This window comes from Ammonicoccus luteus (assembly GCF_050880385.1).
Taxonomy (GTDB): domain Bacteria; phylum Actinomycetota; class Actinomycetes; order Propionibacteriales; family Propionibacteriaceae; genus Enemella.
In genome coordinates this window covers 1-10,159 of sequence record NZ_JBNZCI010000013.1, presented here as the reverse complement: position 1 = coordinate 10,159, position 10,159 = coordinate 1, and the positions used below count along the sequence as shown (strand labels likewise).

The 10,159-nt window shown below is 63.4% G+C and carries 12 protein-coding genes; 10 read left to right on the top strand and 2 right to left on the bottom strand.

Annotation, left to right across the window (positions count from 1 at the left end):
- Positions 1-144 precede the first annotated feature (144 nt).
- Positions 145-456, top strand: a complete 312-nt coding sequence (locus ACQ260_RS17245; RefSeq protein WP_432560704.1) for a hypothetical protein — start codon at positions 145-147, stop codon at positions 454-456.
- A gap of 98 nt (positions 457-554) precedes the next feature.
- On the opposite strand, the gene ACQ260_RS17240 is transcribed toward ACQ260_RS17245, so the two are convergent.
- Both ACQ260_RS17240 and ACQ260_RS17235 read right to left on the bottom strand, forming a co-directional pair.
- Complete coding sequence (locus ACQ260_RS17240) at positions 555-836, bottom strand: hypothetical protein (protein ID WP_432560703.1); 282 nt, start codon at positions 834-836, stop codon at positions 555-557.
- Positions 837-1,049: 213 nt separating this feature from the next.
- Entirely contained in the window at positions 1,050-1,688 is a 639-nt protein-coding gene (locus ACQ260_RS17235; protein WP_432560705.1) for an excalibur calcium-binding domain-containing protein, read from the bottom strand.
- A gap of 273 nt (positions 1,689-1,961) precedes the next feature.
- On the opposite strand from ACQ260_RS17235, the gene ACQ260_RS17230 reads away from it, so the two are divergent.
- The 9 genes from ACQ260_RS17230 to ACQ260_RS17190 all read left to right on the top strand — a co-directional run bounded on the left by ACQ260_RS17230 (position 1,962) and on the right by ACQ260_RS17190 (position 9,334).
- On the top strand, positions 1,962-4,193 hold the full coding sequence (locus ACQ260_RS17230) for an McrB family protein (RefSeq protein WP_432560702.1): 2,232 nt from the start codon (positions 1,962-1,964) through the stop codon (positions 4,191-4,193).
- The gene (locus ACQ260_RS17225) at positions 4,171-5,349 is read left to right on the top strand and encodes an McrC family protein (RefSeq protein ID WP_432560701.1); all 1,179 of its coding nucleotides are present in this window, start codon (positions 4,171-4,173) and stop codon (positions 5,347-5,349) included. Before ACQ260_RS17230 ends, ACQ260_RS17225 begins: the two co-directional genes overlap by 23 nt.
- Positions 5,350-5,455: 106 nt before the next feature.
- A complete protein-coding gene (locus tag ACQ260_RS17220; protein ID WP_432560700.1) occupies positions 5,456-5,704 on the top strand; it encodes a FitA-like ribbon-helix-helix domain-containing protein in 249 nt (82 codons plus the stop codon).
- A 2-nt stretch (positions 5,705-5,706) separates the two neighbouring features.
- Entirely contained in the window at positions 5,707-6,120 is a 414-nt protein-coding gene (locus tag ACQ260_RS17215) for a type II toxin-antitoxin system VapC family toxin (protein ID WP_432560699.1), read from the top strand.
- A 312-nt stretch (positions 6,121-6,432) separates the two neighbouring features.
- The gene (locus ACQ260_RS17210; RefSeq protein WP_432560698.1) at positions 6,433-7,338 is read left to right on the top strand and encodes an Lhr family ATP-dependent helicase; all 906 of its coding nucleotides are present in this window, start codon (positions 6,433-6,435) and stop codon (positions 7,336-7,338) included.
- Positions 7,310-7,702, top strand: a complete 393-nt coding sequence (locus ACQ260_RS17205; protein ID WP_432560697.1) for a hypothetical protein — start codon at positions 7,310-7,312, stop codon at positions 7,700-7,702. The genes ACQ260_RS17210 and ACQ260_RS17205 overlap by 29 nt, the downstream gene beginning before the upstream one ends.
- Positions 7,693-8,070 (top strand): DUF6994 family protein, encoded by a 378-nt coding sequence (locus ACQ260_RS17200; RefSeq protein ID WP_432560696.1) that lies wholly within the window; start codon positions 7,693-7,695, stop codon positions 8,068-8,070. The genes ACQ260_RS17205 and ACQ260_RS17200 overlap by 10 nt, the downstream gene beginning before the upstream one ends.
- A gap of 74 nt (positions 8,071-8,144) precedes the next feature.
- Entirely contained in the window at positions 8,145-8,783 is a 639-nt protein-coding gene (locus ACQ260_RS17195) for a PDDEXK-like family protein (RefSeq protein WP_432560695.1), read from the top strand.
- Positions 8,780-9,334 (top strand): hypothetical protein, encoded by a 555-nt coding sequence (locus tag ACQ260_RS17190; RefSeq protein WP_432560694.1) that lies wholly within the window; start codon positions 8,780-8,782, stop codon positions 9,332-9,334. Before ACQ260_RS17195 ends, ACQ260_RS17190 begins: the two co-directional genes overlap by 4 nt.
- Positions 9,335-10,159 lie beyond the last annotated feature (825 nt).

Sequence of the window (10,159 nt, the reverse complement as noted above, 5' to 3'; positions counted from 1 at the left end):
TCACCCACTACATCGCCCGCGCACTCCTCGAAGCCGGAGGATTCAGACCCCAACTACACCGTCGATTGTGAAGAGCCCTATTAGGCTTCGCTCAGGGATCTCTTAGGTTGGTCGCAACGACGTACCAACGAAAGGGACCCCGACATGACCACCACCACGAACCTCCACGGAACCTCGACCAGCACCCTTCGCCACATCGCCCGTCAGGAAGGTGTGGAAGTCCCCGCTAAGGCCACCGCCTCCATGATCCGCGAAGCCATCGAGAAGGCCCGTGTCGCCACCGGCGATACTCCTGCCCCCACCCCGGAGGCGAAAGCCCCGCGCAAGACCGCTCACTCGGACTGCGATCACCCGCGTACGCCTGCCGCTCGCGCTATCTGCCGCAAGGAGCGTGCCGAAGCTGCGGCCAAGGCTGCTGAAGCTGAGGTCCCGACCGAGAAGGCTGCCGACAAGTAACCTGATCCCACACCGCCCCTCCTGACCCTCGCCCTTCCTCGGGCGGGGGTTTGGAGTAGTTGTGTGGTCCCTGTGTGCCAATTTCTGGCCTAGAGGCTTCAGTTCAACGTTCGGGTAAGCGGTATGGCCAGCAAGACTCCAACGATTAGCCCGATGGTGGCGACCATTGGCCAGCCGAACCCCAGCACGGCTAAAACCGCACCAACCACGATGGCAACAGCAAAAAAGTAAAATACCAAGCAGCCACACCCGCCACCATTCAAGATGTGGTCCTCGATCCATTCGAAGATCGCGTCAAGTTTGGACATCACTAGATGTACCAAGACCGTAGAGGCGATTGTTCCCAGAATGATGACGCCAGCCCATTGCAAGTTGGTCACGATCTGGGATCTTATCGGGGCATTGCTGCGCCTTCGCCGACCAATAATTCCTGGACGTTCCTGGAAGGCCCTGTAATCGCCCAGCGCGTGCGCGACGATGAATCACACCCGGTCGCATACGCTAGGCCCCCTGAGGCGCCCTCGGGCTCTTCTCAGACACCTTGTGTGATCGTGCGTCGCATCATGCGCGCATCGGCACTGTGTGGCCCTCGATCACTCGCACGCGACCCCGTCGCCGTCACGGTCCAGTTTGGAGCTGTAACCGGGCTGCCCTCGGTAGATCGGATCAGCGCCCGCTGCACGCACTTCGGTGCAGTTCGCATAAGAGACGCTCTTGGGCGCCTGTGTGGTCCGTTTGGGTGCCGTCGTCGTTCGTGTGACTTGTGCCTGCTGTGCCGGCCTGGTGGTCGTGGGGGGTGCCGCCTGCGTCGCGGGCGCTGCCTGCGTGGTTGTTGGCGGGGGCGGCGGTGCCTGTGTCGTCGGCGCCGGTGGGGGCGCTTCGGTTGTGGCCGGGGATGGAGGAGGCGGCTCCGGTGTCGGGCTTGGTGTAGGAGTCGGTGTAGGACTCGGGCTAGGCGTCGCGCTCGGTGTGGGAGTCGGGCTCGCAGATACCGGAGAAGCGAAGGTGGCGGGTGCGGGCTCTGGGGCAGGTAACAGCGTTAAGCCCACGATGCCGACTGCCAAGCTGGTGCCGATGGCCGTTAGTCCGTGCGTCGGGCGTCGCTTGAAGAGCTGCACGATGCCCCAGACGAAGGGGATGAATCCAGCGATCCATAGACCGAGGGACCAACCTCCGCTGAGGGAACCGAGAGCGGCGAAGAGCACGAATACTGCACCTGTGATGATCAGCATCCGCTTGATGTTGGGCCCTCGCTGAACAGGCAACCTCGCCACCACCGCCGTCGAGCGGCTCACCGCCCCCACCTGACCCGCAGTGCCGACCGCCCGAACCAGCCAGCCGTACCCGGAACTTGTGGAATCCCGCCCCGCCCCGTGCGACACCGGGCCCACTGTCACACCCACCTGTCAGAATCAGCCCCAGATGCTGATCCTCAAGACATCACAACGACTCCTGGCCCACAGACGAAAGATCGAGGTTAGGAACCAAGAAAGGACAGGGATCCGATGCCAGAATCGACGCTGCCGACTTTCGGTCATGCCGCTGCGCCAGTGATTCAGACCGCCGCTCAGACTATTTTTCAGCAGGGGCTGCGGGCTCGGGATTCTGCCTTCAACCCGGGGGCCGGGGCCTGGACTCGGGAGAACACAGCCACGTTGCTCGAATGTTTCGTGGGTCAGCCAGATATGAGCGGGGATTCTTTCAAGAGCAAGTTGCAGAAGCAGTTGGCAGATGCGTCGGATTCGGCTCGGCTGCTGTTTGCGGAGTTGTATTACTTGAATCTCCTTCCTCTACGTGATTATAAAGGCAGCACTAAAAGGGCACTGATTCAGAGCGTTCTTTCGGAAATGTCATCACCGGTGGCCATTCCCGCTGAACTGGCCCAGGCACTGGATCTGCACGTCTTTAAGGGAGGGATGGGCTTCACGACCGGGCGCTATTGGCAGCTGTGCTATCTCATCGAGTTCGCGCACGGGTTCCTTGCCTCGGAGGTTCCTGGAGATGTGTGGGAGGACCCGCTGGCGTTCCGGACCTACTTACAGGCTGTTGTGTCGAAAGACTCACCGACCCAGCGCAACAGCTTGCTCTATCTGGCGCACCCGACCTTCTTCCTGCCCATGGTGAGCGACTCTCATCGGCGCGCGGCGCACGCTGCGTTCGAGCACGTGTTGCCCGCTCCCAGCGGCGACCTCGATCGCGATCTGCGAGACATTTATCGTGCGATCAGTGATGAGCAGGGCGAGCCGATGAACTTCTATCGCGAGCCGTGGCGCAGTCACTGGGCCCCAGAGCCTCCTAGGCTTGATGACCCCACCCGCAGGGCTTGGCTCGTGCGAGGCTCCTCAGTGGACGGGCAGGACCTGATCCCGCTTTGGCGGAAAGTGGGTTTCGTGTCCTTGCGAGGGAGCAAGTTGCGCGAGGTTCAGCCGCCCATCGGCCGCGATGAACTGCGGACGATCGTCAACGAAGACTATTCCCAGAGCTCTTATGCAGCAAAGGCCGTCAAGCTGGATGAGTTTCACGCGTTCTTGTCCCGTATGCGCCCTGATGACCTGATCGTCACGACCAGCCAAGGCAGGCTATTCGTGGGCGTGCTCTCAGGAGCAGCTGAGTACGTTCCATCGCCCGACGGTCTGTCGAACCTGCGACGCAGCGTGGATTGGGGTCGAGAGGGCATCGACGACGTTGATCTCCCACCGGAGATCAAGGCCCGTTTGCAGATCCAATACGACGTCGTCGAGATGACCCAGCAGTTGGATTTGCTCGAGCCCTTCCTGGACCCGAACAAGTCGTTCGAGGCGGACCTTACGCTGCAGCCTCCGAGTGAGCTTGGTCTCCCCGACGCAACAGCGGAAATCGCGGATGAATTGAACGTCGATCAGTCGTGGCTCCAGGAGTGCATTGCCTTGCTGCGTGACCGTCCACAGCTGATCTTCTACGGTCCACCCGGCACCGGTAAGACCTTCATCGCGCAACACCTCGCGAACCATCTGGCCCGAGACAAGGGAAATGTCCGGTTGGTACAGTTCCATCCGGCGTACTCGTATGAGGATTTTTTCGAGGGCTATCGCCCCGAGCCATCCGGTGGCTTCGCGCTGAAGCCGGGTCCGTTACGCAAGACGGTGGATGTAGCCAAGGAGAATCCCCACTCGGCGTACTTCCTGATCATCGACGAGATCAACCGAGGCAATCTCGCCAAGATCTTCGGGGAACTGTATTTCCTGCTCGAGTATCGCGATCAGCAAGTGGATCTGCTGTACGCCACGGACGACGACGTCGGCTTCACCCTGCCGAAGAACGTATTCATCATTGGCACGATGAACACGGCCGATCGCTCGATCGCGCTCGTCGACGGCGCGATGCGCCGCCGGTTCGCCTTCGTCCCACTGCATCCATTGGAGCCGCCGACACGCGGCGTTCTCCGTCGGTGGCTCCGGCGTACCGGCCGCGACCCGCTCACCGCGGACCTGCTCGACGAGCTGAACCGGCGCATCGAGGACCCCGATTTCAAGATCGGGCCGTCCTACTTCATGCGCGACGCAGTGCATCAGGACGGAGGATTGCAGCGGGCGTGGCGAACCGCGATCCTTCCGCTGCTGGAGGAGCACCACTACGGCGAAGGTGTCGACGTGAACGCTCGCTATGGCCTGGAAACCATCCGTTCGGCTGTGGAGACACGTGCGGTGCGCGACCTGGAGTCTGGGGCTGCATCCCATGTCAGCGCTGATCCTGCGTGAGGGCGATCAACCTCGACGGGTTGAGCTCTCCCAAGCTGTCGCCGAGGCGCTGAGCCGGGCCGGCGGACTCCAACTCGTCCAGACCAGTCAGCCCGGCTGGTGGGAGATGTCCTCCGGCACCAATGTGGGCGTGGTCACCGTTGGGGGCCTGCAAATCATCCTCCAGCCGAAGCTGCCCATTCAGCGACTGGTGTTTCTGATGGGGTACGCCCGCCAGCCAGCATTCTGGCGCGACCACTCGGTGAGTCTCGACCCGGCGGCGGATGTACCCGAGGTGTTGGCGCACGCGTTCGTCCGGTTGGCAACGCGGGCATTGGATCAGGGGCTGTTGAAGGGGTACCAGACCGTCGAGGAGTCGCTGTCAGTGCTGCGGGGGCGGATCCGGGAGGCCGACCAGGTACGCCGGCACTGGGGGCGAGCGATCCCGCTCGAGGTGCGGTATGACGACTTCACCGTCGACATCCCCGAGAATCAACTGCTGCTGGCGGCCACCGAGCGGCTATTGCGGATCCCAGGCCTGCAGCGTGGTCTTCGTGCCGGGTTGCAGCGGCTACGGTTGTTGCTGGCCGACGTCACGGCACCGGTGAGCGGCCAGACGCGGCCGCGCTGGACCGCTACCCGACTCAACACCCGGTATGTCCCCGCCCTCGAACTGGCTGAACTCATCCTCGACGGTCGCTCGTTCGAGCAACGGGTGGGAGAGTTGACGGTCTCGGGCTATCTGTTCAACATGGCCACGATCTTCGAGGATTTCGTGACCGTGGCGCTGCGGGAGGCTCTCACGCCCCATGAGGGGCGGTCATCGCTGCAGCACCGCCACCATCTCGACGTGGCTGACCTTGTTCCCATCCGGCCGGACTTCGTCTGGTCGAAGGACGGGCGTCCCCGCATCGTCGCGGATGCGAAGTACAAAGCCGAGAAGCCGAGCGGATTTCCGCAGGCGGACCTCTACCAGATGCTCGCGTACTGCACGACGCTCGGCGTGCCCATCGGCCACCTCGTGTACGCGAGGGGCAACGAGGACGCGCGTGAGCACGTGGTCAGGGGGAGTGGCGTACGCCTCGTCGCCCACGCCCTCGAGTTGGATGCGCCGCCCGCGGCCGTGCTGGGCCACATCGGAGCATTGGCGCAGGTGATGATCGATGGCGTGGTCTGAGAGCTAGTCGTGCCGCTCTCGTTCGTGGGTGCATCCACCGCGAGCAGGCCCCAAGCGATCAGCTCACGCTGCTGTTGCATTGATAGCATTGTTGCAGGAGGTGCGTATGACGGCAATCACGATTCGGAAGCTGCCCTTGGAAGTGAAGCAACGCCTGCGGCTGCGGGCTGCAGCAAATGGCCGGTCGATGGAGGCGGAGGCTCGCTCGATCCTGATTGCGGCCTTGGACCAGACGCAGCGCGCGGACCTCAGTTGGATCGAGCAGTTGATCCAGGTGGGTGATGAAGTCGGAGGGGTCGAGCTTGCGATTCCCGAGGACGATGACGCAACGGTTGCGGATCTGCGAGGGATCTGAGGGTGCTGGCGCTGGATACCAATGTGATTTTCGAGGCCATGAGAGGGCCTGTGGCGAACGAGTACGTCATCGGTTGGCTCCGCCACCTGCCGGTGCCGCCGGTGACCACCGTCATCAACCGGGCAGAGATCCTCGCGGGTGTCGCGATGCTGCCGGCGGGTGCCCGACGTGATCGTCTCCGGGAATCGGCCGTTAGTGCCTTCTCGGGGTTGGGTGTCACCCTGCCGTTGGTTCCGGAGGCGGCCGATCACTATGCGGAGATTGTCGCGTCGCGTCGACGTTCGGGGCGACCCATCGGCGGCATGGATGCTCTGGTGGCCGCCATCTGCCTCGTGAGCGGCGCCACCCTGGCGACCCGGGACACCGACGACTTCGAAGGATTGGGTCTCGACATCATCAACCCCTGGGTGCCATGAGCTTCGACCTGCTGAACCCGTGGGTCAGCACTACGTCGTGAATCCGCTCGGCGGGGCAGGTGAGCACGTCGCGGAGGGAGGCGCAGCGAGGAGGGGAAGTAGTAGGCCTTGTCGGGGTGCGGGTTGACGGTCTCGCGACCCTCGTCATCCGCATGCCTGTTTGGGCGTAGCCTGAAGGTGAGTGGTCATGGGCTCTCGGATCGGGGAAGCTCCATCAGATCAGATCCATCATGTCGAGCCTCCCCTAGGAGATGAGGACGATGATAAGGATCGCCACCACCGACGAGGAACAGATTCCGAGAAGCCGAAACGATGCCCTGGAGCCGTGCCCGCGGACTCGTCAACGCTGCCTGCCGGCGGCTCGCCGATGCCGGGACTCTGGTGCACAACCGATTCACGGAGAACCCGGAGCCGCTGTGGTGTCACCATCGGGTGCTGGCACTGATCAAACGGCGGAGCCTCGCTGCGTTGCGCTCGGCAGTGGAGCCTGTGGATCAGACAACGTACGCACGCTTCCTGCCGATGTGGCAGGGCGTCGGCAGCGGCGCCCGGGGAGTCGATGGGCTGCTGGGCGTCATCGATCAGCTGGCCGGGTGCGCGGTCCCGGCCAGCATGTGGGAATCGCTGGTATTGCCCTGTCGGGTCGTCGACTATGCCCCGGCGTTTCTCGATGAGGTCCTCGCTTCCGGAGAGGCGGTGTGGACCGGGGACGGCGCGATCGGGGACTCGGATGGGTGGGTACGCCTGTGGCCCGCGGAGCTGGTCGCCCCACCCACGCGTCCACTTCCGGAGTCTGCTGCCGCGCTGGCGTTGTGGGAACGCCTCAGTGGCGGCGGGGGCTGGTTCTTCGACGATCTCATCACCGACGAACTCGGCCGCGCGGATTGGGAGCGCGGCCTCTGGGAATTGGTGTGGGGCGGTCGGGTCAGATCCGACACGTTTGCCCCGATCCGTGCACTCGCCGGTCAGGGCTCGCTCAAGACCCGCAGGGCCCCACGCACCCGATCCCGCTTCCAAGGGCAACTCAGAACAGGCAACATTGCGCTGCCGCTTCAATGCGCAATGGGTCAAGGCTCATGCTCCGGCAACTCCGACGAGCAGCCCAGCCAGATCATCGCCGAAGACCACGAGCTCGTCCCCGATCAGATCGTGGGCATCGCTCCGGCGCGGGGATGCCTAGGATTGCGGGATGGGGATCATGTATACCTTGACCTGTGACGCCTGCGATGAGGAGATCACAATCCTCGATGGTGTGGGCATGATGGGCGATCAGAACGAGTCGTACTACTGCGAGGAGTGCGGGCACATCGCGCGCCGATCTTGGTCGACGATCGGGGAACCCTACGAACCCCCTCCCCTCCCCCAATGCCCAGACCATCCCAGACGACAAATGCGCGAGCTGTCCTGCGCCGGGCTCAGGCCCCCCACACCGCGGCTCATGGAGCTCTTTATTGGCGTCCGCGAGCAGGGGGACAAGGACATGTTGAGGGACATGGGCCGGTTGTTGCCGCGGACCGATCTGATGTGTCAGAAGTGCGGGGCCGGGACGTTGATCCTGACCGGTGAAGGACTATGGGATTGAGCCCCGCAGGCCGACGCCTCCATCGCGAATCGCATGGACCTTCACAGGATGATCTCGTGGTGATCGATACGACGATCGACGTCCGCACCGATGCGCAAGGGAAAGATCCCGACCAGAGCAGCCCAACACTGCGGCGGTATCACCAGCTGCTGTGGAGCAAACCTCTGCCCCACCGCTCGACGCTTCGAGCTGGTCACGACACCCGGCCCAACCTGCACCACCGGGCGAGCTCTGCGTGCTGGCCTTCGGCAGAGTTCAGATCAGCACCAGGTCGCCGGCAGCGGAATGACGATGCAGCAGCACGTCCAGAGGTGCCGCCGCGCTCCCTCGCCCTGGCCGCACGTTTGCGCGTCGGGTTGAGGGTGTGACCGCATGTGCCCAGATCGGTCCGGGACTTGGTCGGGCTGGACCGTGGTCGGGGTGTGCTGCTTCGATGCGATGCATGGGTGCAGGCATCGACGAGGTCTTCTCTGATCTGCAGCATGAGTGGTTGGGGATCACGTGGGACTTGGCCATGGAGCAAATGGTTGGTCAGGAAAACGAGCTCCGACGTGCTGGTCTGTGGCGTACTGGCGAACGGACCCTGCTCGCTCAGATTGGCCTCGCCCTGGATGAGGTTCGGATGTGTCGCGCAGTGGCATGGTTGCTCACGCCCGACGGTTGGCACGGCTTGGGCTCTCGCTTTCTGGAGGTGCTGCTCGAGGATTTGGGCCTGCCCACGAGCGGAGCGCCAGGAGCGCGCGTGGCGCTGGAGGAAGTACGTGCCACGACCCGGGCCGACATCATCGTCCGGTCGGGTGATCAAACGGTCGTGTTCGAGGCGAAGATCCTGGCCGGTGAACAGGACGGTCAGGCCGACAGGATTGCCGAGCACTGGAGTGCAGAGTCGCCAACGTTCGTCTACCTCACCCCCTCAGGCGCCACCCCGGACAGCGCACTCGACAGCAGGGACCTGTGGATTCCACTGACCTGGACACGGCTCGGCCAACTCGCACGGATCGCGCTACACGACACCTCCACCGCGAGCCACGGCGCACTGGAACTCATCGACACGTTGGAAAGGTTCGGCGAAACACCATGAGCGACAACGCCAAACTCGACTTCTACCTCCAGCATCGACTCCAGATCGAGGAATGGGCCGCGCTCCGCACGGAGGCTCAACAGCGGCTGGACGACGAACTCCTGCGGGCGATCGCCGCTATTGACGTCGAAGACTCCACAATGAAGATCAACACCAGCAACCCACGGACCGTCCACTTCCATCTGCCCGCAGCCAGACGCAACGTCTGGGTCGAGCTCAACTGGCGAAAAAGTGCCCTGTTGACCGGACCGGGGCTCACAGCTTGGCCCCAGATCATCTTGGTGATCAGACCCGGATCGCTCGACCCAGCGACACGGTCAGCCATCATCGACGCAACCGCGGACCTCGCAATCTCTGATGGGATGGGCCAGCTCGGACGGGCGAACGACTGGTGGGCCCGGTGGGGCTCACTCACGCCCCACGCCGAACCGATCGACATCCACACCTACGCCCAGTACTGCGCACTCCGGTTCAAGGAAGTCTGGGTACGCACCCGCAAGGACACTGCTGCCCTCCTCGGCAGGGAGCGACCCCGACCCATCGAAGGATGACAGGACGTACCGTCCATTGAGGAGAAGGAACGTCTGGACACCTTGCTCGCGCGGATCCGCGACTAGACACAGAAAGACGGCATCCCACCGCTAGACGTGACGTCACGCATCCAAGGCCACAAGATCCGGATCACTACGGTAGACCTCACAGCTTCGGCCGCCGCCATCAGGGCGCGTCTCCTCCACGTGGTCCGATAACGCTGTCACCTATGGAGCATCGGGTCCAGACACCGTTGGGCTGCCATCGCGATAGACCGCCGAATTGACCGGCCTTCAGCAACGCACGAGCGAAGTCGTAGCGGGAAATACCGGCGGAGATGGCCGTTATCAGTACTCCTCGGCGAAGTTGTGGCTCCGTAGTGCGCAACTCGGCTGTGGAGGTGGCACAGCAGCCTGACCCGCATCGGTGATCGCGCTGGCGCCCGCCACAATGGCCGTCGGAATAATTTACGCCGCGAGTGTGAGGCGGATCGCGTTGACGCTAGATCTCCCCGATGTCAGCCTGATCGCGAGAGCGGTCCGTCGGGCCCTGCACTCGTGCCCTGGCTCCGTCGGCCTGCGTGCACGCACGTGGAGCGGAGGACAGTGATGCGACGGCTGCTCACGATCTTAGGTGTGTTGACGGTCTGCGCCGCCCTCACGGCTTGTTCGCTGTTCCAACCCGGCCAGGGTTCTGCGCCACCGACACCGACCTTATCCCCGGCTCCGGTGTCCATCTCGCCGACCTCGACACGCACATCCGTCGGCCGGGACTGCTGCACGTTTGGGTGACATCTGATCTGTGGCGCTGATGAGTGTCACTGGAAGGATGTACCTCATGCCCAA